Here is a 25167-nt window from a genome sequence, read left to right as displayed (position 1 = left end):
GATGGAACCGCCGCCCGTCAGGTCCCTCGGCAGGTACCGCATCGAAGGGACGCTCGGTGCCGGCGCGATGGGCGTCGTGTATCGCGCGTTCGATCCGCGCCTCGACCGGCTCGTGGCGCTCAAGACGATTCGCCACGAGCTATTCGAGACCGGCGAGCGCGCAAGCCTGATGGCGCGCTTTCGCAACGAGGCACAAGCGGCGGGGCGGCTGTCGCATCCGAACATCGTCGGCGTCTACGACTATGGCGAGACCCCGGACACCGCCTATATCGCGATGGAGTTCGTCGCGGGACGCGGACTCGATCTCCTGCTCGATGCGAGCGGCGGCCCCGTCGAGATGTACACGGCGCTCGGCTGGTTCAGCCAGTTGCTGGCCGCGCTCGGCTTTGCCCACGCGCACGGCATCGTCCACCGCGACATCAAGCCGGCGAACCTGCTCGTCACCGCACACGGCCGGTTGCAGGTGACCGATTTCGGCATCGCGCACGTCGAATCGTCGACGCTGACGGTCGCCGGTTCCGTCGTCGGCACGCCCAGCTACATGTCGCCGGAGCAATTCTCGGGGGCTCCCGCCGATGGCCGCTCCGATCTTTTTTCGGCGGCGGTCGTGCTCTACCAGATGCTCACGGGTCAGCGGCCGTTCGTTGGAAGCTCGCCAGTTGCGGTGATGCAACAGGTGCTGCGCGAGACGCCGCGTGCGCCATCGCTCTGCAACCCGGCATTGCCCGCGGCGTTCGATGAAGTGCTGATACGCGCACTGTCAAAGGACCCGGCAGCGCGCTTCCAGACACCGGCGGCGCTGCAACAGGCCCTGACCGACGCGATGGGAGCGTCGGGCAGCGCGCACGGCGATCACGAGATCGATCGCACCGTGCTCGTTACGGCGGCGAGTGTTCAGACCTGGTCCGCTGCCCCGGCTGCGGAATCGTCGCGCGGCGACTGCGTGGGCTCGCCCGCTGCATGGTCCACCGCGACGCTCGCCGGCATCGAGGCGCGGCTCGCCTCGCAGGTCGGGCCGGTCGCGCGCCTGCTCGTCGCTCGCGGCGCGGCGCGCACGGCGGAGCTTTCTGCGCTCGTCGCACTGCTCGCTCCGCATATCCCCTCGGACAAGGGTCGCAGACAGTTCACCGACGCCTTCGCCGATGACGTGTTGACGTGCGCCACGCATCGCGCGACGCCACCGGATGGTTCGCACTTTCCGCACCCGAGCGTCGAAGAGACGCAGGCTGCCGCGCTGAAACTGGCTGTGTATCTCGGACCGATAGCGAACATCCTGGCCCGGCGCGAAGCCGCGCGCGCCGCCAGCCTGCCGGCACTGTACGAAAGCCTCGCCATCACGATCACGAACGAACACGATCGCGCCCGCTTCCGGCGCGACGTCGGACTGCAATGACAGGGCGCGCGCAAGCGCTCTCATCGAGGGAGACCCGACCATGATTTTCGACACACTGCCGACGCCGGCGCTGCTGCGCCTCGGCGGCTGCTCGGCGTGCGGCCTGTCCGATCCGGGGCGCGTGCGCCGGGAGAATGAGGACCGTTTTCTGATCGACGCGAGCCTGAACCTGTTTGCCGTCGCCGACGGTATAGGCGGCCACGCGTTCGGTGCACGGGCCAGTTCGATTGCGCTCGAGCGCCTCGCAGCGATTCTTGCAACGGCACGGGTGCGCGAGAGCACGAAGCTCGCCGTCGACCCCGATGCCACGATCCACGACGACACGCTGGCGGCGCTCCGCGCGCTGACCTATGCGCTCGACGACGCGAACGCCACGCTCCACGCGATCAACGTAAGCGAGCGCATCGCGACGCATCGTTCGATGGGCACGACCTTGACGGGCATCTGGCGGCCGCTCGCCCCCGACCTCCTGATCGCGTTCCAGGTGGGCGACAGCCGGCTCTACCGTTATCGCAATGGCGCGTTGCAGCAACTGTCGCGCGATCAGACGCTCTACCAGCAGGCACTCGATCTCGGCACCATCGACCATTTGCCGCCGCGCAACGTGCTCCTGCAGGCGCTCGGGCCGCTGCCATCGGTGGCACCTGTCATCGAAGCGCACGCGTGCGCGCCCGGCGACCGCTATCTGCTGTGCAGTGACGGGCTGCACGGCGAAGTGCCGCATCACGAGATCGAAGCGGTCCTTGCACGGCTGCACGGATCGGAGATCGAAGCAGGATGCCGGCGTCTGATCGATCTAGCCCTTGAATCCGGAGGCAGGGACAACGTGACCGCAGTGATTGTCAGCGTCGACGCCGGCTAGGTTCCGGCGCGCTCCGTCAATGGACGATGCCACGCCCAGCCGCCGACCCGGCCGTCGATGAGGCCGGCGAAGCGCGCGGCATCCGGCAGGCCGCTACAGCCTCGCAGCGACGCCGCGACGCTGTCCGATCCTTCGGTCCACCAGACGCTCATGCAGCGTGCGACGGCATCGTCCGACACCTCGATGCCCGCTCCCGCCCGCACGGTCGGGCAGACCGGCGAAAGCGCGACCACGCCCTCATCCAGATCGGCGAGACGCGAACCATTTTCCAGCGTCGCCAGCGCGAGTTCGCGGCAGCGCTCGAACCACGCGCCGGCTTTCGGCAGCCAGAGCGGTAGCGCGCCCGGATCGACGGGAGCCGCGATCGTCAGGGGAAAGTGGCGTCCGGCGAGATCCACGCTCGGCATCAGCACGCCCGCCCACCCGCTCCCTCCCACGACATCGCCGCCAAGGGCGAAACACCACAACGGCGCGTCCAGATAGGCACCGAGCCATGCGTGCCCGAGCGCCGCGCGGGTCGCGAGCATGCCGGCCTGCAGCATGGCGTCCCACGGCTCGACGAACAGGTGCGGCAGGCGTCGCGAGACGAAGTCGCCGTTGCCTCGCACCTTGCCGAAGCAGCCGGCGGTTCCGGGCGTTTGCATCACAGATGATCCGGGCAGCGAAACTGTTCGAGCGGCGCGCGCCGGAACGGATTGACGACGCTGTTCGCATCGAGTTCGAGCACGGCCTTGCGGCCCGCCGATTCGAGCGTCAGCTTGTAACGCTCGGGCTGCGCGGTCGCTTCGAGCTTTCCCGCATCGATCAAGTGCAGCAGCGCCCACGGGCCGCTGGTATCGAACGAGACGGCCTGTCCGCCCGCCTGCGGCGCGAATTCCGCGCGCGCGTGCCCCGTATTCTTTGCGCCCGGCCACTGGAAGAACATCGACTGCAGCGTATCCGGCCTGACGACGAGTTGCTGGCCGTCGATATCGAGCGTCAGTTGCGCGACCGACGCATCGATCGCGAGCGGCTTCACGGCGAAGCGGACCGACGGGTCGCGCCCGCCGTCGCGAAAGAACGCGTCGCGGATCTGCGCGGCGCGCTGGAACTGCGCGAGCACATCGCGCGGCATGCCGGCGGGCGCCGCGCCCGCGCGCCATTGCCAGACGGGCGTGCTGGTATCGACCAGCGCCGCGAGGTTCTTCTGGAAGAAGTCGTCGATGAGGCCGCCCGGGCTGAAGAGCCTGGCGAAGTCGTCCGATGCGGCATCGCGCGTGGAGGTGCGAACGAGCGGATAGCGGCCGTCGAGCGCCTTGTGGCACAACTGGCCTGCGCTCGCGTTCCATTGCGCATTCAGGCGGGCACGCTCGCCGCCTTCGAGCAGCGAGCCGCCCGTCGCCGCGAGCGATACGGCCACCGGCGCGAGCGGCGGGGGCAGCGTCTGGCTCGCGAGCCTGAGCTTGCCCAGCGCGTCGCCAGCGGGCGCGGCCTGGCCCATGCGACGCGCGGCGTCCGCTGCGTCGAGAAAGACGGCTGCGTCCTTCAGCGGCGCGAAGGCCTGATCGAGCGCGGCGGCGTCAGCCGGCTTGCCCGCGAGGTCATGCAGAGCCTGGAAGTGCGCATCGACCGGCGTCGTGGTCGACACCGTTTCGGCCGCGGGTGCCGCTGGCACCGCCTCACTGCCGAGCGCGGCGGCGACGCGCCTGCGCGCCGCTTCGATAGGGCCGGCGGCCTGCGCGCCGTGCTCGCTCGTCGTCCGTCCGACGGACACATCGGCAAGCGTCGTTTCCCGCGCCGCCGCGACGATCAGCTTCTTCAGTGGCGAGCCGTGCGCCGACAACTGGTTCGCGGCCCGCGCGCCATCGGACAAGCCCGTGAACGGCGCGACGGTCACGTCCGCAAGCAGGCCATCCCACGCGCGGATATACGCATCGAAATAGCGCTGGTCGAGCGCGGCTCGCAACCCGGCGATGCCTTCCGGAGTCGGCGCGACGTCGTCGCGGCCGAGTACCCACGCGTCTTTCGCGACATCGGCCAGCGCGGCGTCGCGTACTCGCATGTACTGGGCGTAGCCGGCGCGCGTGTAGGCGCCCGGCACGCCGCCCGTCAGCGCCGCCCCGCTCGCACGCGCGAGCACGAGCGGCGCGTTCGGCCCGGCAGCCTCGCTGACGCTGAACGCAGACAGGTTCGCATGGTTCAGTTCGCGATCCACGCGATCGCCGATGCGCTGCGCGAGCGGCAACGCGCCGAGACTGGCACGCGCCTGCGCGATCAGCGCGCTGTCGAGCGGCAGCGACGGGTCGAAGCGGGATTGCTCGAAGAGCGCCGCCAGATGCGCATTGAGCGCGCGCTGCTGGGCCGCGTTCGCGTCGCGCTGGAGGTCGCGCGCCACCCATGCGCGCACTGCGTCGGCGTCGTAGTGACGCGGATCGCCGAGCATCAGGTAGGTGCGCAGCGCTTCGTAGCGATGTTCGGGCGAGTCCGCCGCGCCGTGACGCAGCGCGTCCGCGAGCCGCGCGACGGCGAGCGGCAGCAACGCCTGGTCGAGCAGACGCCGGTAGGTCACCTGCGCCTGCTGACCGAGCTTGTCGCCCTGATACAGCCACAGGCGCGTGAGCCACGGCACCGGCTTGCCCGCGTCCGCGTAGCCGCCGGGAAGCGCGCGCGCCGCATCGAGAAGCGGCAGCACCGCGAGCGGATCGCCGTCGTTGCCGCGCGCTTGCGTCATTTGCTGCAGGCGATGCATCTGCTGATCGAACGACGCGACGAACCCACGGTTGCGCTCGTAGCTCACTGCCATGCCTGCCAGCGCAAGCGCGAGCGCGACGCCGATCAGCGCGAGGCCGCCTCGCTGCAGCCACGCGCGGCAGCGCTCGAGCCGCGGATTGGCGCCAGCAAGCCCGGCCTCGCCGATCACGACATCCGTCAGCAGCCGGTTGATGAAGTACGCACGGCCGGCCGCCTCGCGGTTGAAGGCCACATCGCGGTTCAAGCCGAAGCGCTGCGCCAGCGAGCTGATCGCGCGGTCGATCGGCCGACCATGCTGCGTGCCGCTCGTGAAATAGACGCCGCGCAGCAGCGGCGCGGCTTCGTAGCGCGTGCCGCGAAAGGTGTCGTCGAGAAAACGGCGCAGCGCCGGCTGAAGACCCGCGAACTGTTGCGGAAACGCGTAGATCAGCGCGCGTCGATGCACGTCGGTTTCGCGCTGCATGCGATGCAGCACGCGCGCATGAAGCCGCGTGCCGAGCGCATCGAATTCGGCGGGAAACGCGCCGAGCGCACTGTCCGCACTCGCCGATTCATCGAGCGGGAACGTCATGCCCCACACCTGCGCGCGCTCCTGCTCGCCGAGGTCGTCGAAGAACTCGGTGAAGCCGGCGAGCAGGTCGCACTTCGTCACCACCAGATAGACTGGGAAGCGCATGCCGAGACGCTCCGTGAGTTCGTGCAGCCGGGCGCGCACGACCCGCACGTGCGCGGCGCGTGCGTCATCGTCCTGGCGCAGGAGATCCGCCGCCGACAGCGCGACGATGATCCCATTCAGCGGACGGCGCGGACGATATTTGCGCAGCAGTTGCAGGAACCCGGACCAGGCGGACTCGTCGGCCTGGGCGTCGCTGTCCTGCGTCGTGTAGCGGCCGGCTGTGTCGACGAGCACGGCGTCGTCGGTGAACCACCAGTCGCAATGACGCGTTCCGCCGACACCGCCGATCGCATCGTCGCCGAGCTTTTCGCGCAGCGGGAAGCGCAGCCCGGAATGCGTGAGCGCGGTGGTTTTGCCGGTGCCCGGCGCGCCGATGAACATGTACCACGGCAACTGGTACATCCACTGGCTGCCGAAGGTGCCTTTCACGCGGACCTTGCGCAGCATGGCAAGCGCCTGTTCGAAGCGTTCGCGCAAGAGCGCGATGTCGGCGCTGCTGGCGGCCTGCGAAGGCGTCTGCGCCGCCACGCCGCTGACGAAGCGCACGTTGACGATCCGCCCGGCGAGGGAGCGGCCGGCCCACGCCAGCGCCCAGGCCAGCAGCAGGAAGCCGATCGCGAACCAGCGGCTTTGCTGCGTGTCGAGCGGCACGTGAGAGCCGAACGCGAAGAGCGGCCCTTCGAACCACAACGCGAGCGCAAGCCCGGCCACGCCCACGAGGGTCAGGCCTTGAGGCGTCTTTATCCATCCAGCGAACTTTTTCATTCGATGTCTCCCCGTCGGGCGATGTTTTCGAAGCGGCGCGTCATGACGACGCTCCCGGTGCAAGCAAGGTGATCTCCACGCGGCGGTTCTTCGCGCGCCCCGCTGGCGTGTCGTTCGGGGCAAGCGGCTCGGCGTCGCCGCGTCCTTCGGCGGTGAAGCGTTCCGGCGTGCCGGTGGCCGCCGCGAGCCGCGCGCGCACGCTGTCGGCGCGCACCTGCGACAAATGCCAGTTCGACGGGAAACGCGCCGACAAAAGCCGCTGGTCATCCGTGTGACCGGTGACCACTACCTTGCCCGGCACCGCCTTCAGCGCATCGGCGATTCTCGTCAGCAGCGCGTCATAGGCGGGGTCGGGCGTCGCGCTGGCGGATGCGAACAGCCCGTCGCCGTTGATCGCCACCACCGTGCGGTCGGCTCCCTCGCGCACCGTGACGAGTCCCTGCGCGATGTCCGGCGCGAGAAACGTCGCAAGCTTCGCGCTCGCGGCGGGCATCGCCGCGAGCGGCGCGGCGACGGCATGCTGCGGCGGCGGGTTCGCGCGAATCCGGTTCATCGCATCGAATACCGGGTCCGATGCGCGGTTCAGGCTCACGCCGAGCGCCACATGCGTCGCGGCCAGCACGACGCCGGCGAGCGCCGCCGCCACCCACAGCGGCACGAGTTGCGACAGCCGGCGGCGCGTGCGCTGCACCGGCTGCCAATGCAGCGACAGTTCCGTCTCGAAGGCGCCGCGCTGCGCGCGGATCATGCGCTCCAGCCGTTCGCGAACGGACTCCAGTTGCGTGCGTCCGCCATCGATCAGGCGATAGCGACCCTCGAAGCCAAGCGACAACATCACGTAGATCAGTTCGAGGACGTCGACGTTTCCCGCCGGGTCTTGCGCGAGTCTTTGCAGGATCAGGAAAAAGCGCTCGCCGCCCGACGCCTCGTTGTGAAACGTTACGAGCAGGCTGCGGCTCGCCCACACGCCGCTGCCCCATGGCGTGCCGGAGATCGCCTCGTCGATGCAGGTGCACAGGCAATAGCGCGCTGCAGCAAGCCGTTCGTTGTCGATGCCGCTCGCGCGCGCGTCGTGCTCGAAAGCGCTAACCATCTGCACGAGTTGGGCGCGCAACGCCTCGATATCGGTCAGCGACGGACGCGTGCGCAATGGCAGCGCGAGTTCGAGCAGCGGGTTGGCGGCGCGCAGGAGCGGGTTCAGACCGCTCGCGACGTCTATGACCGGCGCCTGCCGCGATGGCCGGGCGTTCGCGCCCGCGTGTTGCTGCGAATGCGCGGGCGCGCCCATGCCGCCCTGCCCCGCGCGCCGCCCGCCCGGTTGCGGGATCAGCATGGTTTCATCCGGGTCGGTGCTCGCCACCGGCAGTGTCTGGTCGTTCACGGTTTCATCCTTCGAAGGTGCAGGCGGCGTCGTTCATGGACGGATGGCCCAGAACTCGAGCGCGAGTCCCGGGAAGTCGCCGGCAACATGCAGCGCCACGCCCGCCGATGTCGCGAACTGCTTCCACAATTCGCTGCTCCGGTCGAGCTCGAAGTAGGTGAAGCCGGCGTGGAACGGCAACTGGCGCGGTGCGACGGGAAGCACCCGCAGCCCGATCCCCGGCAACTGGAGATTGACCAGATCGCGGATACGCTCCACCGGTCCGAGCTTCGCCTGCGACGGGAAGCCGTTCAGCAGAGCGGCAGGCGCGAGATCGGCCTTGACCGCGAGCACGAAGCTCGCCGAGCGGAACAGGTCGCGATCGGGCACGACCGCGACGCGCAGCCCGTACTTGCGCTCTTCCAGCGCGATCGGCACCGCGTGCGGGTCCATGATCATGCCGAGCGCGGCGCGCAATGCGTCGACGACAGGCGCGAACGTTTCATCGAGCCGCTCGTGCCGGTAGACCGGGAACGCGCCCGGCCGCTTGCCCTGGCCGAAGGTCGCGAGTTCGCCGGCCAGTTGCAGCGCGTGGTGATGCAGGTCGTGCGGATGCAGGCCGGTCGTCGATGCGATGCCTGCGAAAAGCGGTTCCGCGCGATTGAGCACCTGCAGCAGCAGGAAGTCGGCGATCTCGGCCGCGCCCGTGGACGCCGGCTGGGCAAGGCGTGCCGCGAGCGCGTCGGCGCGCTGGTGCAGCAGGCCGACCAGTTCATCGACGAACGACGAGAGCCTGCGTGTCACGCGATAGTCGAGGCACGGCGGGGCGTAGCCGGCATCGAGCACGACGCGGTTGTCGGCGCGGCGCTCCACGATCCGCACGACGCCGAGCGACGTATGCGCATGGGCGACGTCCTGCTCGAACGCAAGGCGCAACTGGAGTTTGCCGACCTGCACGAGCGCCGCGCCCGTCGCGCCTTCGTTGCTGTCGAGCACTTCGGCCTCGGCGATGCGATGCCGCGCGAAGCCGTCGCGATGCACGTCGCCCGGCGTCTGTGCGGCCGATGCAGCATGCATGGCTTCGGGCACGCCACGGCGTGCCGCCGGCAGCGCGAGCACGACCGTCAGGTCCCGCGCGTCCTCGGGCACCGCGAGCGGCAACGGAAGTTCGTCGTCCGACGGCAGCCGGAACGGGCTACCGTCCGGCAGCACGCCGGCGCACGCGGTCAGCGCGATGCGGCCGAGCTTCAGTTGCTCTGCGTCGATCGCCAGTTCCGAGAAACCGAATGCGTAGGGGCGCAGCGCCGCGCAGCGCGCATCGATCTGCGCGCGCACGTAGCGGTCGTGCTGCTGGAGGTGCTGCGGCTGCAGCAGCATCCCTTCTGACCAGATCACCTTGTTATTCCAGGACATTGTCGTCTCGCTGCGTGTGAGTGAAGGTCTGCGGCTCGTCGCCGGACATGAGGCCCGCTTGCCGCTCGTATGCATCATTGAAGGCGCCGCCGCAAAGCGCCTGAAGGTCGTCGGCGCTCGCGCGGTTGAGTTCGCGATGCAGCGCGACCAGGCGATCCCACTGCCTCGCCTTGCGGCACGCTGGCAGCCAGTCGAGCCAGTGGTGTGCCGTGTCGGCGACGGCTATCGCCTGCGGATCGAAGCGGCCGAGCAGGTGCTGGATTGCGGCGCGCATCCCGCCGAGTACCGCCAGTTCGTGGCGGCGGATGTCGTCGAAAGCGCCCTGGAGCGCGGTCTGCGCCGGCAGATAGCCGCCGCTGCGGCCGGCGAGCATTTGCTGCAGCGCGCTGTCGCCATCGGGAAAAAACTTCAGCGGGTTGTTGTCGCGTTGCAGAAGGAGCGTGGTGTCGAGACGGACCTCGCGCTTGAGCACCGAGCGCGACAGCAACACGTCCACCGCCCCTCGCACCGCCGTGCGCAGCATCGTGCCCGCAAGGCGGGCCAGTTCCGTGGCGCTGCGCTCGCGCAGCGCGGATGCATCGATGCCGAGGCCTTCGAGCAAGGCGTTGAGCGTCGGGTCGTCGGTCGCGGGCGCGGCGTGCGCCATTTCCGGGACGGCCGGTTGCGGCGACCGCGAGCCGGATTGCGCCATCGAAGCCGATACCGGCTCTGGCCGTTGCGGCACCATCGGCTCGTCCCGCAGCGGATCGTAATCGTGCGGAATGCCCGCGGCGACAGCAGCCTCCCGTGGCATCCACGCGAACTGCTCCGGCGGCACGTGATCGCTCTCGGACCCGGCGAACGACGCGCGTCCTCCCGGGCGCAGGGCGTGCCTCCGTGCCGCATCGGCCGGCGTGCCGAGAGGATCGAACATCGCGCCCGGCACAGACGAGCCGGAGAGCACGGCGGCATGCGCGAGCGGATCGCCGGAGAGCGCGGCTGCCCCGGCGCTGGCGAGCGGATCGAAGGCGCGCTCGTCATGCAGGCCAGGCGGTGCGTCGAAGCCGTCCGCCAGCGCACGCTCGACGGTGCGAACGTCGAGCCGATAGCCACCGATCTCCAGCCGGTCGCCGTTCGCAAGCCGCGCCGGGCGGGCGGCGGCAAGCGGCCGCCCGTTGAGCCGGCTCGGGTTGCTGCCGAGGTCGGTGAGCCGCCAGCCGTCCTCGCTCCGGTCGATGCGCGCCTGCACGCGCGATACCGTCTTGAGCGCGTCGGGCAGCACCATGGTGTTGTCGGGTCCGCGTCCGATGGTGCCGCCCGCCGTGCCGAATCCGCAGGCGAGCGGCGCGTCGGGCGCGGCGCCCTGATAAGACCTGACCGCGAGCGTCATGCGCATCGTGTCTTCCTCGTGCGCGTGGTGCGCGTAGTGTTCGGCGGGCGCGTTCATTGCGAACCGTCGTCGGCTTGTTGCGGATCGGCGGGCGCATCGGGCCTGGCGCTCATTGCGCTCGCCCCGCCACCCGCGCCGCCGCAGTTGATCTTCACGAGCACGCCGTCGACCGTCACCGGACCGGACGCGCTGATCGCGATGCCTTGCGGCCCGAGCACGATGGTGTTGCCGCCCGCCTTCAGCGTGAGCGTGCTGCCGGCTTCGATGGTCACGTTGGCAGCAGCCTTGAGGTCGACGTTGCCGCCCGCGCTGAGCGCCAGATTCGCGCCGGTCTTGTGCTGCGTGTCGGCGCCGACATCGAGCGAGTACTTGCCGCCGATGCGTCCGCTGTGACTGCCGTCGAGCGCGTCGCTGCGATCGCCGCCGCAGCGCGCGAAGTCGCTTTTTTCGACGATCACATGCCGCTCGTTGCCGATGCGCGCGAGCGCGTCGTGTCCGACCCAGGTGTCGAAATTGCGCTCGGCGTGGAGGAACAGTTGTTCGGCACCCTTGGCATCGTCGAAGCGCATTTCGTTGAAGCCGTTGCCGCCTTTGGTTGAGTTGGTCTTGAGCGTCGTGCGCGCCATCTTTCCGGCTGGCGTGTAGGGCGGCATCTGCGCGGCGTTATGGACGCTGCCGACGACGAGCGGCTGATCCGGATCGCCTTCGATGAAATCGACCAGCACTTCCTGGCCGACGCGCGGCAGGAAAAATGCTCCGAAGCCCTTGCCCGCCCATGGCTGTGCGACGCGCACCCAGCAGCGTTGAAGCGACGCGCGCGACTCCTGCGGCGTGAGCTGTTCCCAGTGGAACTGCACCTTGATGCGGCCATACTTGTCCGTGTGGATTTCCTCGCCGGCGGGCCCGACGACTACCGCCGTCTGCAGTCCGGCGACACGTGCGCGCGGCGTGATGCGCGCGGCCCGAAACCCGGCGTCGCGGGGCAGCGCCTCGAAAGCGCAGTCGAATACATGCGGCTGCGCCGCCGCGTCGAGCGTGGACAGATAGGCATCCGAGTTGAGAGCGTAGTCCGCCGCGACGACGAGGTATTCGCCGTTCTGTTCCTTCAGCGGGTGCTCGGCGAGCCGCAACAGCGTGCCGGGACAGATGCCGCGCACCGTCGCGTGGCCGCGCACGCATGCGTTGGCCGCCTGATGCGCCTGCGCGTGCGCCTTTGCATAGCGTTCGGCGTCGTCGTTGCGCGTGTAGCCGAGGCCGTGTTCCTGCATCACGTAGACCGGCTCGTCGTAGCGCTTCATCCGGCGTCCGCGTGCAAGCAGGCCCTCTTGCTCGCTTTGCGACGGCTTTTCGAAGTCGTAGTCGTTCGTCTCGACGATGCCCGCCTGCACCTCGCCGCCCGCGGACCAGCCGTAGATGCATTCATGCTCGCCGGGCGCCGCGGCTTGCGGCCGATAGACGAGCGACGCGTAGTGCGGCATGGCCGCGTGCACGTGCGACGAATCCGTCAACACGAGCTTGTGCTTGCGCTCGCGGTGTTCGAAGAAGTAGTAGATGCCTTCGCGCTCAGCCAGCCGGCTGACGAAATCGAAGTCGGTCTCGCGATACTGCGCGCAGTGCTCCAGATTCGGATAGGTGGCCGAGCACAGGTTATCGAAGTCGATGTGATAGTCGCTCAGCACCCGGGCGATGATTGCGGGCACTGTCATCTGATGGAAGAACCGGCTGTGTGACGCGCGCGTGAGCAGCCAGAGGCGCGGCCTCACGGTCGCCCGGTACATCGCGGGGCGGTTCGGCTTCGTGCTGGCGGGCTGAGCCAGCACGAATGCGCTCACGATGCCGTTGAACTGCCGCTCCCCGGCGCCAGGAATATCCACCGCGATCGACAGGTCGCTGCCCAGCATCGCGGCGATGTCGAGATCCGAACGCTCGGCGAAAAGATCGAGCGTCCACGCCGAGAGTCGCCCCAGTTCCTCGCGCCCGCGCATGCGGTACAGCACCAGCGCGTCGGGCCCGAGTGCGCAGCTCAGCTTGGCAATGCGGTGGGTATCGGTCAGCATCATCGCTCCTCTCGCGTCAGGGGATTTGCGTCTCGCGCGTGGCGGGATCCGCGACCGCGACCACACCGCCCCAGGCGCACGCGCAGACCGACACGTTGTCGAGCGATGGCTGGTTGCCGAGCAGCACGGTCGTCGCACCGGGCGTCCACGGCTGCGCGGTAGCAGGCACGCATGGCATCGGAGTCGGGGCGCCGAGCGCGGCGGCGGTCGCCGCGGCCACCTGCGGATTCGCGGGCGACGTGCACATCCCGAACGGCATGATGTTCACGAGCGGGACGTGGTCCATGATGTTCGCGGCGATCGGCCCTTCGCAGAGCACGCGGTTGACCGGCAGCACGACGAGCGTCGACGGCGCCATGCCGAACGAACACTGCAGCGTCGCACCCATGCTGACTTGTTGCGGCATCATCGGCTCCTCTGGTGTGATGTGCGTTCGCGCGTTCAATCGAACGCGTAGGTGAATGCGCCGTCGCGCGCGCTGACCTCGACCTTCGCGACTTCGCGGCCTTCCATCAGGCGCGCCAGGAATTCGGCGCTGATGCGCGGCAAGAGCGTGTTGGTGAGGATCGCGTCGATCATGCGTCCGCCGCTTTCCAGCTCGGTGCAGCGGCTCGCGATCTGACGGACCATCGCGTCGTCGTAAGCGAACGTCACGCGATGCCGCTCCGCAATGCGACGCTCGATGCGTGCGAGTTGCAGGCGGATCACGGCGTCGAGCATCGTGTCGTCGAGCGGGTAGTACGGAATCACCACGACGCGACCGAGCAGCGCGGGCGGAAACACCTCGACGAGCGGCGCCCGCAGCGCCCGCGCGATCTCTTCGGGCGCGGGCGTCTCACGCGCATCGCCGCACAGACGCGTGACGAGCTCGGTGCCGACGTTGGTGGTCAGCAGGATCAGCGTGTGGCGAAAATCGATCTGGCGGCCATCGCCGTCTTCCATACGGCCCTTGTCGAAGACCTGGAAGAAGAGTTCGTGCACGTCCGGATGGGCCTTCTCGAACTCATCGAGCAGCACGACGCTGTAGGGACGCCGGCGCACCGCCTCGGTCAGCACGCCGCCCTCGCCGTAGCCGACATAGCCGGGAGGCGCGCCCTTGAGCGACGACACCGTATGCGCCTCCTGGTACTCGCTCATGTTCACGGTGATGACGTTCTGTTCGCCGCCATAGAGCGCCTCGGCGAGCGCGAGCGCAGTCTCGGTCTTGCCGACACCCGAGGTGCCCGCGAGCATGAACACGCCGACGGGCTTCTCCGGGTTGTCGAGGCCGGCGCGCGAGGTCTGCACGCGGCGCGCGATCATCTGCATCGCGTGTTGCTGGCCGACGATGCGCCGGTTCAGCGTCGCCGCGAGATCGAGCACGTTGGCGATGTCGTCGCGCATCATCCGGCCCACCGGAATGCCGGTCCAGTCCTGCACGACCGACGCCACCGCATGCCGGTCCACCGCAGGCAGGATGAGCGGCGTTTCGCCCTGGCGTTGCGCGAGTTCCTGCTGAAGCGCCTGCAGTTCGGCAAGGCGCGCGGCATCGGTCCCGTGGCACGCTTCGAGTTCGCTCTGCAACGCGAGGATGCGCGCGACCAGCGCCCGCTCCGCTTCATGGCGCGTGCTCAGTTCAGCGAGCCGCGCGCGCTCGCCGTCGAGCCGGGCGGCGACATCGGCGGCCCGCGCGGCGGTATCGATACCGAGCGCGGCCTCGCGCGCGACGATCCGCGCTTCCGTTTGCCACGCATCGATACGGCGGCGCGCATCGTCGAGCGCCGGCGGCAGCGCATGCTGGCTCACCGCGACGCGCGCGCACGCGGTATCGAGCAGGCTCACGGCCTTGTCCGGCAACTGGCGCGCAGGGATGTAACGATGCGAAAGCGCGACTGCCGCTTCGAGCGCTTCGTCGAGCACCTGCACGCCGTGATGCTGCTGCATCCCGAGTGCGAGGCCGCGCAGCATCGTGACGGCGCACGCCTCCGACGGCTCCGGCACCTGCACCACCTGAAAGCGCCGCGTGAGCGCCGGGTCCTTCTCGATGTGCTTCTTGTATTCCACCCACGTCGTCGCGGCGATCGTGCGCAGCGTGCCGCGCGCGAGGGCGGGCTTGAGCAGGTTCGCCGCGTCGCCGGTGCCGGCGGCGCCGCCCGCGCCGACGAGCATGTGCGCTTCGTCGATGAAGAGGATCACCGGCTTCTCCGATTCCTGCGCCTGCTCGATCACCTGCTTCAGCCGCTGCTCGAATTCGCCCTTCATGCTCGCGCCGGCCTGGAGCAGGCCGACATCGAGCGTCCGGACGACGGCATCGCGCAGGGAAGGCGGCACTTCGCCCGCGACGATGCGTTGCGCGAATCCTTCGACTACCGCCGTCTTGCCGACGCCCGCCTCGCCCGTCAGGATCGGATTGTTCTGGCGCCGGCGCATCAGGATGTCGATGACCTGGCGGATCTCGTCGTCGCGGCCGACGATGGGGTCGAGCTTGCCGTTACGGGCCTCGGCGGTGAGGTCGACGGTGTAGCGTTCGAGCGCGTCGTGGCCGCCGAGCGGAGCGGCATCCGTCTGCGGACCGGCGTTCCGGTCGTGCAGCGTGTGCTCGGCGGACGCTTCCGGTGAACCCGCGAGCAATGCGTCGAATCGCTCCGACAGTGCGTCGAGGCTGATCTTCTCGAACTGGCGCGAGATGGCGAAAAGCGCGTTGCGCAGGTTCGGCGTGCGCAGGATGCCGATCACCAGATGCCCCGTGCGCACCTTCGCCGCGTTGAACATCAGCGAGCCGAACACCCAGCCTCGTTCGACCGCTTCATCGACCTGCGCCGAGATGTCCGAAACCGACATCGAGCCGCGCGGCAGGCGATCGAGCGCGGCGGTCAGGTCGCGGGCGAGCACGGCGTGATCCAGTTCGAAGTGCCGCACGATCCGCTGCAGGTCGCAGTCCTGCGCGAGCAGGATCTGATGCAGCCAATGTGCGAGTTCGACGTAGGGATTGCCGCGCAGCTTGCAGAAAACGGTGCCGCTTTCGATCGCGCGATACGCGAACGCGTCCAGTTTTCCGAACAGCGCGAGACGGCTGATCTCAGTCATGGAAGGTCTCCAGTTGGCGGGGCTCGCACGCGTCTCGTGCGATGACGACCCGATGATGGTCATGAACCGGCGTGCCGCTCGTGAGCCACGTCGACCAGCCGAGACGCGCGCCGGGTTCCGATGTGGCGCCGAGGCGCAGCGCGGGCACTTCGTCGCGCTTCAGATGCAGCACCACGTCCCAGTCGAGCGGATCGCGCACGTAGTTGCGCACCCAGTCGGCGAGCTTGCTCACGCTCGCGCCGCCGGGAAGGAAGCGCTGGAAATCCTTGAAATCGAGCGGCCCGAGCTCGATGCGGAACTTGTGCTGGCAGTCCCACACCTGCGTGCCGACCACCGACGAGACGCCCAGCCGCGCGCCGCCGAGACGCGTGCGGGCATCGTCCGGCAGCGTGATCCAGTGGCCGCGCCACGGCTCGACCGCGACCGGCACGCCGAAGAACCGCGCGAGGATCAGTTGCAGGCCGCTCGCATGGCGCGTCGGTGCCGCGAGCACGCCTGCGAAGTGCAGCTTGGCGGCATCGGGCACCGCATCGCGATCGTGCAGTGCAGGCGCGCCAAGGCCGAACAGGCTGCCGAGGTAATCGGCAAAGCGGTCGTCGCTCGCGCGGTCCGCGCTCACCACCGGCTGCGCGTCGGCCCATGCACGGTAGAAGAGCGACAGCATGCGGTGATGGAACATGTCGAGGAATCGCGCGATCGTGGCATCGCCAGCATTGCGGGCACGTTCGCGCACATAGGCCGTCAGGTGCGTGGGCAGCGGACCGTTCGGGCCGAGAAGCCCGAGGAAATTCACCGCCAGGCGGCCGGGACCGCCCTCCCCGCCTGGCGTGTAGTCGCCGAGCGTGGTCGGGTGGAAGATCAGCTCCGGATCCTGCGAAAGGCGCACGGCGTCGTCACGGGCGTTGAGCGAGCGGCCGAGGCGCGGACGCTCCGGATGCGCCCGGTCGAGGAGGCGCAGCGCCTGGAAGAAGTCGAAGCGGCGTGAGTCGCGCACGAGGGCGCGGTCGAGGTCTAGAGCGTCGCGCATCGTCCGGTCCTCGCAGGCCATTGCATGATCGGTCCGCGCGCGAGGGTCGCGACGGCGGTCTCAGTGAACGAGTTGATCGACACGTACTGCGCGAAGAAGCGCGCGAGAACCGCGCCAAGCAGGAAGGCGCCCGCGCCCTCGAAAGCGGCATCGTCGAACTGCAGCGTGATGCGCAGGCCGCGCCCGAACACGATCGGTCCCGGCGAAGGCATGCGCCGCACGACCGGCGCCGCGACGACCGAGCGCAGCCCTTCGATCTGCCGGTGCGCTGCGGTATCTCCCGCCGGGCAGTACAGCGCCAGCATCTCGCGCAGCGCGCGGGCTGCCTGCTGCGGATCGCTGTCCACGAGCGACGCATAGTTGAGCGAGAGGTGATTCAACAGCCGCCATGCCGCCGGCCCCTGCGCGAACGACGGCAGCGGCCGGCTCGGACCCGCCACGCAGCGCACGGCCGTCGCGGGCGCTTCGGCGTCGAGGGTGAAATCGGTCGAGCCGGTACCGATCGGCATCGAGAGCGGCAGGTCGCGGTTCGTGCACCATGCGGCCACGCCGAGCTGGCGCAGTTCGCCGCGCACCGGCGCGCTCGATGCATCGACCAGCGCGATGAACGTCTCGCTGCCGAGATAGCTGCTGCGCGCGCCGTGCTGCTGCCGCGCCGACGGCCGCCGCGCTTCGCGGCGCAACTGGTAGAACGCGCCGCCTTGCTGCGGCATATCCAGATCCTTCGCGCAGTGGAACGGCCGGAATTGCTGTTCGGCGCTCGCGCCCGCGCCATAGCCGGTCACTTCGTCGATCTGGTGGATTTCGTAGTCCATCGGCCGGGTCCGGTCGACGACGACGTGATACTCGAAGTCCGTATCGGCGAGCGCGATGCGGTCGGTGCGGCGGCGGAACAGGTTCACCGCCGGCGTGCAATGGAGCGCGAAGTGCGATGCGTCCACCGAGCGTTCGAGCGACGCATCCGCCCCGTCGAGCAGGACGATCAGTTCCACTTCCCGCTCGCGGCACCCGCGCAACGCTTCGCGCAATCCGCCGATCTCGACGAACATGAAGCGCGGCGCGAATGAGAAATATTCCTGCAGCAGCCGGTAGCCGTCGAACGATTGCTGGCTCACGGGCAACAGCGCTTCGTCCTCGCCAAAGCCGAGCGGCTGGAGCGCGGTCTTCGGCAGCACGGTCCCCGCCCCGGCGCCATGCAGCACGGCAACGCCCATGCAACCGGCCAAGAGCCGCTCGTGGATGCGCGCCGGCAGGCCGTCGGCGCCGCGCAGATAGAGCGCAAGGCGATCGAGTGCGAGGCGCTCGAACGTCAACGTGCCGGTCGTGCGCAGACGCAACCGCAGCCCAGCCTTGACGCCGGCTGGCACCGCCAGGCCCGCAGCGCCCAGCGACCCCGAGTGCGTGAAGAACTTCGCGTGCGTGATCTCGATCGGCCACAGCGTCACCGCGTGCGCGGTGCGGTATTCGCAGCGCGTCGAACCCGACTTGTCGAGCATGCTTCGCAGCATCGTGTGCCGCGCCACGACGGCGCCCTCCGGACTCGCAGTTAGCTGCGGATTGGAATGGTCCGCTTGCAACTGGACGACCACCATCGACGGCGTGGGCGCGAGATAGTGCGGATAGGCCAGCTCTGTCAGGTGTTGCGTGAAGCGCGGAAACTCGGCGTCGAGCTTCAATTGCACGCGTGCGGCGAGGAAGCTGAAGCCTTCGAGCAGGCGCTCGACATACGGGTCCGCGCATTCGATGCCATCGAGCCCGAGTCTTCCTGCGATCTTCGGAAACGCGGCGGCGAACTCACCGCCCATCTCGCGCAGATGCTGGAGTTCCTGGCTGTAATACTTGAGAAGCGCCGGGTTCATGCCTGCTGCTCCGCGAGTTCGGTGCGCCGCGCAGCGCCGCCATCGACGATGCGCACCTCACCCGCTTCGAGGTCCAGTTCGGTACGCAGATAAAGACGCTCGGGGTACGGCTGCGACCACATCTCCGCTTCGATCCCGAAGCGGATCACATGGGCGCGCGACGCGCCTTTCGCGTCGTCGAGCGCCGTGACGCGCACCGTATCGCGCACGAGCCGCGGCTCGAAGGCCCAGAGCGCATCGCGGATCAGCCGCTCGATCGCAGCCGGCGTCAGGCCCGTGACGTTGCGCCCCGCAAGATCCGGCAGGCCGTAGTTGAGGACCGAAGTCGCGACGTGCGGAAAACCAGCGAGGTCCTGCACCGCATCGAGCCCGCTCGCGTTCAGCAGCCAGCCGATGTCGCGCTGCACGCTGTCGCGCAAGGCACGTTGCGACAGCACGCGCCGCTCGCGCGTTTCGTGGCGCGCGTCGGGTTCGAGATCGGTGAGGCGGTCGAGCAACGACGGTTGCAGGCGGTCCCGGGCGGTCAGTTCTGACATTTGATGCTCCTTAGATGGGCGCGGCCGGGATCATGCGGTCTTGGCGGTCGGCAGCTTCGACACGAGCCGCAGCGACACCGTCAGCCCTTCGAGCTGGTAGTGCGGCCGCAGAAAGAACTTCGACGTGTAGTAGCCGGGATTGCCCTCCACCTCTTCGACGACGACCTGAGCGTCAGCGAGCGGCTTGCGGGCCTTGGTGTCGTCGGATGAGTGGGCCGGGTCGCCATCGACGTACTGGAGAATCCAGTTCTGCAGCCAGCGCTGCATGTCCTCGCGTTCCTTGAACGAACCGAGCTTGTCGCGCACGATGCACTTCAGGTAGTGCGCGAAGCGGCAGCACGCAAAGAGGTATGGCAGGCGCGCGGCGAGGTTTGCATTCGCGGTGGCATCCGGGTCTTCGTACTCGGCCGGCTTGTGCAGCGACTGCGCGCCGATGAACGCGGCGAAGTCCGAGTTTTTCTTGTGGACGAGCGGCATGAAGCCGCTCTTGGCAAGCTCGGCCTCGCGACGGTCGCTGATCGCGATCTCGGTCGGGCATTTCATGTCGACACCGCCGTCATCGGTCGGAAACGCATGCACGGGCAGCCCTTCCACTGCCCCACCCGACTCGACGCCGCGAATCCGCGAGCACCAGCCGAACATCTTGAACGAGCGTGTGATGTTGGCGGCCATCGCGTAGGACGCGTTCGCCCACGCATATTTGCTGCTGTTCGCGCCTGCGGTGTCCTCCTCGAAGTCGAACTCCTCGACCGGGTCGGTTTTTGCGCCATACGGTGCGCGTGCGAGAAAGCGCGGCATCGCGAGGCCGATGTAGCGCGAGTCCTCCGATTCGCGCAGCGAGCGCCACGCGGCATGCTCGGGCGTCTGGAAGATCTTGGTCAGGTCGCGTGGATTCGCGAGCTCCTGCCACGATTCCATCAGGAGCGCCGTCGGGTCCGCGCCCGCGATGAAGGGCGCGTGCGCCGCCGCCGCGATCCTGCCGATCTGCGCGAGCAGGTCGGTATCGGGTCCGCTGTGATCGAAGTAGTAATCGGCGACCAGCGCGCCGTATGGCTCGCCGCCGAACTGGCCGTACTCTTCCTCATAGAGCTTCTTGAAGAGCGGGCTCTGGTCCCACGCGAGGCCCTTGTACTTTTTCAGCGTCTTGTGCAGTTCCGCCTTCGACATGTTGAGCACGCGGATCTTCAGCGACTCGTCCGTCTCCGTGTTGTTCACGAGGTAATGCAAACCGCGCCACGCGCTCTCGACCTTCTGGAACGGCTCGCTGTGGAGGATCAGGTTGATCTGCGCGGTGAGCGTCTGGTCGATTTGCGCGATCAGCGCTTCGATGGTCGCGAGCACGTCACCCGAGATCACGCCCGTGTCACGCAAGGCCTGCTCGGCAAGCGTGCGCACCGCGCTCTCGACCGCTTCGCGGGCGCGCTCGGACTTCGGCTTGAATTCCTTTTGCAGCAGCGCCGAAAAGTCGCTGACGTCCGGGGCACGTTCGATGGCGGCCGCAAAGGCGTCGCCCTGTTGCTGGATGCTGAGATCGTTCATCGCGTCATGCTCCCTCGGTCGGCGTTTGGGTTTCGGTTGGTTGTGCCTCTGGGCGCGGCTGGGCAGACAGCGCCTGCATCAGGGCGGGCTCCTCGAGCAGGCGCGCGATCAGCGCTTCGGCGCCGGTCTTGCCATCCATGTAGGTCAGGAGGTTCGCGAGTTGCGCGCGTGCTTCGAGCAGGCGCCTCAACGGCTCGACCTTGCGCGCGATGGCGGCCGGCGCGAAGTCGTCCATGCTTTCAAAGGTCAGGTCGATCGCCACGTTGCCCTCGCCCGTCAGCGTGTTGGGCACCTGCACCGCGACGCGCGGCCCGACCGACTTGAGGCGTTCGTCGAAATTGTCGACGTCGATCTCAAGAAACTTGCGCTCGGCGGCCGGCGCGAGCGGTTCGGCAGGCTGGCCCGACAGGTCCGTGAGCACGCCCATCACGAACGGCAGATTCACTCGCTTCTCCGAGCCGTACACTTCGACGTCGTACTCGATCTGCACCCGCGGCGCGCGATTGCGCGCGATGAACTTCTGACTGCTTTCCTTTGCCACGATGTCACTCCTGTGTTCGCCAGTTGAATGCGCCCCGCGCAGGTCTCACTCGACGCCGCCCAGATGCCTGAATTGACCGGCACCGTCGGGCGCCACGTCCTCGATGATTTCGATAAAGCTCTTGCCCACGAGCCGCCGCGCGCGCTGCAACAACACGGGCAGCGGACTCGATGGCTCGTGGTCAGCGTAATACGCGCAAATCGTGTCGAGCGCCTCGATCACGCCCTGCGCGCTTACGATGCGTGCCGGGCTTGCAGGACCGGGCATGGCGGCGCGGTGCGTCGCCGATCCGGTGTCTGCGTCCTCTTGATTACGGCTGGTCTCCATCGCACTGCCCCGTTGTCCTCCCGTTTCCCTCGCTGCCGCGACACGCGCCCCGACGAACTCGGCGATGCGCGCCAGAAGCCCCGCAAGCGGCTTGAAGTCGAGTGCGCGCGCCGGCCCGACGCGTTCGGTCAGCAACGTCTCGATCCGCGTCAGCGAAGCCATCGCGGCGCACAGCGCCTCACGGGTCGCCTCCACTTCGTCCGTTCCCGACTGTGCGAAAGCGGCCTCGATTTCGGCGAGCGTCGGCATGCCCGCGCCCTCGGCCGGCGACGATTCGCCCGCAAGCACTTCGATGTCGCGCAGCGCGAAGCCGCGCTGGCCGGGCGGCACCACGAACGGCACGTCACGCAGCGCTGCCGGCAAGCCGGCGCCGTCGACGAGCCCAGAAAGCGCGTTGACGCGCGCAGTCGGGTCGTCGTTATCGCTTGCATCCAGTTGCGGATGAACGGTCTCCCAATACAGGTCGACCAGGCCCTCGATCAGTGCCAGCCCGCATGCCAGTCCCTCGAAACCCTCGCGGATCGCGCTCGCCCGGGTGAAATGCACAGCCACGCGCAAGTCGCGGCTGCGCGCCAGCAGCGTCATCGAGAGAGAGAGCGCGCGCGTCCAGTCGGGCGGTGTCGCGGCAACCACGGTTCCGCCGTACTGCACATCGGGCTTGCCGGCCACCGCCAGTTCGAGCGCACGAAATTCCGTGCTGTATTCCTCGTCTTCTCCGCACGGCAGTTCCGGTGCAACGTCGGTCAGCCAGGCGGCGATAGGGGCGTGCTTCATGGTGATGTCCGGGGATCGCGATCAGGGGTTTGCAGGGTCGGCCCAACGATCATTCCGAAACGTTCTTCGGGATGTTCCACTTGCCGGTGACGACGCCGCCCTTCTTTGCGCCGTTGTTGTCCTGCGGCTGGTACTCCATGTTGAATTGCGCGAAGTTGAGGGTGATGTTCTCGACGGCCTGGTCGCCGCCGCCGAAGCTGACCGAGTGACTGCTGACAAGCACTTCCTTCAGCGTGAGCTTCAGGTACTCGACAGGCTCCTTGCCGCCTGCCTTGCGCATCGTCAGCACCGCTTCGGGCATGTGGCTGCCCTGGCAGCACGACTGCACGATCGTGGGCGAACTCTTGTCGACGTACTTGCTGATCATCAGGTCCTGCACGGCGGCGGTACCCGTGCCGCCGCCCGTCCCGCTGTGCGTGGTGCCCGTCTGCGACGAGCCCCATGACCAGCTCAGAAATTCGATTTCTTCCACGTGGCCCACAGCCAGTGATTCACCCTTGATGTCGCCCAGCTTGAGGAACATATCTACGGCCATCTCAGTCTCCAGAAAATGTGTGCGTCATGCCGCACAGGTGAGTTCGCGCCACTCGGATCGCGAAGCTAGTGGATTCGGAGCGCAAATCGCCCTCCGCTCAATTCGGATGTCTAAATATATTGATTGGTTCGACCCGCTCGAACGCGGATCGACTCAGCCGGCGTTCACGCTTCGTCGGCCCAGCGGTCCAACGTGTCGCGATCCGCGAGCGGCGCTTCGCAAAAACGCGCAAATCGTTCGAAACGTCGTACGCGAACCGGCTATGCTATGAAAATGCTCGCGTCCGATGCACGCCTTCAGCATGACCGCCATGCCCGCTTCCCGGGCCCTGTCGAGGATGGTCTCCATGATCTGTCTCCTTTTCGGTCGTTCGTCTCTGCGCTGTTCCGCATCCAGTGACCCGAAAACAGCCGGGCTCCACAACTTATTCCGCAAAAAAACTCGAAAAAACTTTGGAATAAAGGCGCGAACTGGGTGTTTTGTTCTATGAGCGCGCCCATTTCAGGAGCTGCCCCGATGAACGACGACGATTTACCCGCCGTCCTGCCGACGTTGTTGCCGCGACTCTGGCGCTTCGCGTTGCGTCTGACGCAGAACCAGCACGATGCCGAAGATCTCGTCCAACGCTCCTGCGTGCGCGCGCTGGAACGGCGTAGTCAGTTGCAGCCCGGCACTTCGGCACTGAGTTGGCTCTTTTCGATCGTTCACTCGACGTGGATGAACGAACTGCGCGCTCGTTCGATTCGCAACCGCGGCAGCATGGACTGGCAGGACGAAGACATAGAATCGTTTGCCGATCCTGCATCGCACAATCCGGAGATCGATTTGCTGCATCGCCAGGTGATCAACGCCGTGGAAGCGCTGCCGGACGCACAACGCGTCGTGATGGTTCTGGTCGCGATCGAAGGCCTCAGTTACCGTGAGGCCGCCGACGTGCTCGATGTGCCGATAGGCACGGTCATGAGCCGGCTGTCGCGAGCGCGGCTCACGATCGGGCAGCAATTCGGCGCGCAACCGTCGTCCGCGGCTCGCAAGGGAGAATCAATATGATCAATGTCGATGATTCACTGCTGATGTCATACGTCGATGGCGAGCTTCCGCCCGAACAACGCGCGGAGGTCGAAGCCGCGATTGCGCACTCTGACGACCTTTCCGGCCGAGTGGCCGCGTTGCGCGCGTCGTGCCTGCCCTATCGCGCCGCCTACGAGCGGCAAGCGGTTCCCCCGCTGCCTGAAAGCCTCACGCGCCGCATCGAGGAACTCGTGAGCGTGACGACGCCGCACCAGCGCGCCGCCGAGCGCCGCGGGCGGCGTTGGCCCGTTCAGTGGGCGGCGGCCGCTTTCGTCGCGGGCGCGATCTGTTCCGGCGTTCTTACCGGCTATCTGGGTGGCGCGAACCCGCTCAGGCCGGGTGTCGATCCGTGGGTGCGCAGCGTGGCCGATTACCAGGTGCTGTACGGACGCGATACCGTCGCCAATATCAGGGAGGATAAGGTCAGCACGGAGCAGGTGCTCGCCGATATTCACCAGCGCGACGGCATGCCGGTAAGCGTGCCGGATCTGCGGCAGGCGGGCCTCAAGTTCAAGCGCGTGCAACGGCTGAATTACCACGACCGGCCGCTCGTGCAGATGGTCTATCTCCCCGAACGGGGCGATCCAGTGGCGCTCTGCATCATCGAGGACGGACAAGGCGATGCGCCCGTGCGCTCCCAGCAGGTCGGCGAGATGAAGACCGTTACATGGCGTGCGAACCGGCTCGCCTATGTTCTGCTTGCGAAAGACACGTCGGTCGATCTGCAGCGAATGGCCGACGGCATTGCAAGCGGGCAAACGGGGCAGCTCTACGGCAAGCTTCCACAAGAGGATCCTCGCAGCAGCTGATCCCATAACGCTGCGGGAAAACGCACGGGCGCTCTAAATGGCTGTTGAAATATCCATTCGTGAGCGCGCGCTGGCTTATTCGAAAGTGGCAGCGTGACGTAGTGTTCCAGCCGATTTGACGCCAAACTTCCTTGATTCTAGTGCTGCTGATGCCGCGCTTTCGCACCCAATGGGCTGTCGTGCTGCCCGAGCGGCAAGCGTTCGCATGCGCGTCGAGTTGTAGGCCGCCTGAGTCAGCAGAAAGAGTTGGTCGACTCGCTTTAGACCACGATACATCGCCCGCCGAATCCTCCCGACTGTCTTGCCCCACTCAAGCAACTGCTCAATGCATTTGCGTTCGCGCTGACCGATAGCGTAGCCGGACCATCGCGTCGTTCGAGCGTATGCGGTCCTTCAGGGACGCCCTAGCAATGGACGAGTGATTCTCTGATGCTACCTGTCCACGTGGACAGCTGGGA

19 protein-coding genes and 1 pseudogene are annotated in these 25167 nt (G+C 67.7%); 4 read left to right on the top strand and 16 right to left on the bottom strand.

Features of this window, described 5'->3' with window-relative positions:
- Nucleotide 1 precedes the first annotated feature (1 nt).
- Nucleotides 2-1393 (top strand): serine/threonine-protein kinase, encoded by a 1392-nt coding sequence (locus tag AWB66_RS14525; RefSeq protein WP_087630979.1) that lies wholly within the window; start codon nt 2-4, stop codon nt 1391-1393.
- A 40-nt stretch (nt 1394-1433) separates the two neighbouring features.
- Entirely contained in the window at nt 1434-2255 is an 822-nt protein-coding gene (locus AWB66_RS14520; RefSeq protein ID WP_087630978.1) for a PP2C family protein-serine/threonine phosphatase, read from the top strand.
- Here AWB66_RS14520 and tagF read toward each other — a convergent pair.
- The 15 genes from tagF to AWB66_RS14445 form a co-directional block, all read right to left on the bottom strand.
- Nucleotides 2252-2899: a type VI secretion system-associated protein TagF gene (gene tagF / locus AWB66_RS14515; RefSeq protein WP_087630977.1), complete on the bottom strand. Its 648-nt coding sequence runs from the start codon at nt 2897-2899 to the stop codon at nt 2252-2254. The two genes, AWB66_RS14520 and tagF, sit on opposite strands and share 4 nt — an antisense overlap.
- Nucleotides 2899-6426 carry a type VI secretion system membrane subunit TssM gene (tssM, locus tag AWB66_RS14510; RefSeq protein WP_087630976.1) on the bottom strand — a complete coding sequence of 1176 codons (3528 nt, stop codon included), beginning with the start codon at nt 6424-6426 and terminating at the stop codon, nt 2899-2901. The genes tagF and tssM overlap by 1 nt, the downstream gene beginning before the upstream one ends.
- A 40-nt stretch (nt 6427-6466) precedes the next feature.
- Complete coding sequence (gene tssL / locus AWB66_RS14505; RefSeq protein ID WP_407642284.1) at nt 6467-7714, bottom strand: type VI secretion system protein TssL, long form; 1248 nt, start codon at nt 7712-7714, stop codon at nt 6467-6469.
- A gap of 126 nt (nt 7715-7840) precedes the next feature.
- The gene (gene tssK, locus AWB66_RS14500; protein WP_087630975.1) at nt 7841-9199 is read right to left on the bottom strand and encodes a type VI secretion system baseplate subunit TssK; all 1359 of its coding nucleotides are present in this window, start codon (nt 9197-9199) and stop codon (nt 7841-7843) included.
- Nucleotides 9186-10625: a type VI secretion system-associated FHA domain protein TagH gene (gene tagH / locus AWB66_RS14495; protein WP_235021116.1), complete on the bottom strand. Its 1440-nt coding sequence runs from the start codon at nt 10623-10625 to the stop codon at nt 9186-9188. Before tagH ends, tssK begins: the two co-directional genes overlap by 14 nt.
- Nucleotides 10622-12625 carry a type VI secretion system Vgr family protein gene (locus AWB66_RS14490; RefSeq protein WP_235021115.1) on the bottom strand — a complete coding sequence of 668 codons (2004 nt, stop codon included), beginning with the start codon at nt 12623-12625 and terminating at the stop codon, nt 10622-10624. Before AWB66_RS14490 ends, tagH begins: the two co-directional genes overlap by 4 nt.
- 16 nt (nt 12626-12641) lie before the next feature.
- On the bottom strand, nt 12642-13031 hold the full coding sequence (locus AWB66_RS14485; RefSeq protein WP_087631151.1) for a DUF4280 domain-containing protein: 390 nt from the start codon (nt 13029-13031) through the stop codon (nt 12642-12644).
- A 35-nt stretch (nt 13032-13066) separates the two neighbouring features.
- Complete coding sequence (gene tssH, locus AWB66_RS14480; protein WP_087630973.1) at nt 13067-15691, bottom strand: type VI secretion system ATPase TssH; 2625 nt, start codon at nt 15689-15691, stop codon at nt 13067-13069.
- Nucleotides 15684-16718, bottom strand: coding sequence for a type VI secretion system baseplate subunit TssG (gene tssG / locus AWB66_RS14475; RefSeq protein WP_087631150.1), 1035 nt, complete (start codon nt 16716-16718; stop codon nt 15684-15686). Before tssG ends, tssH begins: the two co-directional genes overlap by 8 nt.
- Nucleotides 16703-18577 carry a type VI secretion system baseplate subunit TssF gene (gene tssF / locus AWB66_RS14470; RefSeq protein WP_087630972.1) on the bottom strand — a complete coding sequence of 625 codons (1875 nt, stop codon included), beginning with the start codon at nt 18575-18577 and terminating at the stop codon, nt 16703-16705. Before tssF ends, tssG begins: the two co-directional genes overlap by 16 nt.
- Nucleotides 18574-19113 carry a type VI secretion system baseplate subunit TssE gene (tssE, locus tag AWB66_RS14465; protein ID WP_062638674.1) on the bottom strand — a complete coding sequence of 180 codons (540 nt, stop codon included), beginning with the start codon at nt 19111-19113 and terminating at the stop codon, nt 18574-18576. Before tssE ends, tssF begins: the two co-directional genes overlap by 4 nt.
- A gap of 30 nt (nt 19114-19143) precedes the next feature.
- Nucleotides 19144-20652 carry a type VI secretion system contractile sheath large subunit gene (gene tssC / locus AWB66_RS14460; RefSeq protein ID WP_200818993.1) on the bottom strand — a complete coding sequence of 503 codons (1509 nt, stop codon included), beginning with the start codon at nt 20650-20652 and terminating at the stop codon, nt 19144-19146.
- A gap of 4 nt (nt 20653-20656) precedes the next feature.
- The gene (gene tssB / locus AWB66_RS14455; RefSeq protein WP_087630971.1) at nt 20657-21193 is read right to left on the bottom strand and encodes a type VI secretion system contractile sheath small subunit; all 537 of its coding nucleotides are present in this window, start codon (nt 21191-21193) and stop codon (nt 20657-20659) included.
- A 45-nt stretch (nt 21194-21238) separates the two neighbouring features.
- Nucleotides 21239-22294, bottom strand: a complete 1056-nt coding sequence (gene tssA / locus AWB66_RS14450) for a type VI secretion system protein TssA (protein ID WP_087630970.1) — start codon at nt 22292-22294, stop codon at nt 21239-21241.
- A gap of 49 nt (nt 22295-22343) precedes the next feature.
- Complete coding sequence (locus AWB66_RS14445) at nt 22344-22829, bottom strand: Hcp family type VI secretion system effector (protein ID WP_062638642.1); 486 nt, start codon at nt 22827-22829, stop codon at nt 22344-22346.
- A 516-nt stretch (nt 22830-23345) separates the two neighbouring features.
- Here AWB66_RS14445 and AWB66_RS14440 point away from each other — a divergent pair.
- On the top strand, nt 23346-23879 hold the full coding sequence (locus AWB66_RS14440) for an RNA polymerase sigma factor (protein WP_062638641.1): 534 nt from the start codon (nt 23346-23348) through the stop codon (nt 23877-23879).
- On the top strand, nt 23876-24709 hold the full coding sequence (locus AWB66_RS14435) for an anti-sigma factor family protein (RefSeq protein ID WP_087630969.1): 834 nt from the start codon (nt 23876-23878) through the stop codon (nt 24707-24709). Before AWB66_RS14440 ends, AWB66_RS14435 begins: the two co-directional genes overlap by 4 nt.
- A 186-nt stretch (nt 24710-24895) precedes the next feature.
- Here AWB66_RS14435 and AWB66_RS14430 read toward each other — a convergent pair.
- Nucleotides 24896-25087, bottom strand: a pseudogene (locus AWB66_RS14430) (IS5/IS1182 family transposase); the annotation flags it as partial.
- Nucleotides 25088-25167: the final 80 nt, after the last annotated feature.

It is taken from the genome of Caballeronia telluris (assembly GCF_001544495.1).
GTDB classification, from domain to species: domain Bacteria; phylum Pseudomonadota; class Gammaproteobacteria; order Burkholderiales; family Burkholderiaceae; genus Caballeronia; species Caballeronia telluris.
This window is presented reverse-complemented; position numbering and strand designations above follow the sequence as displayed.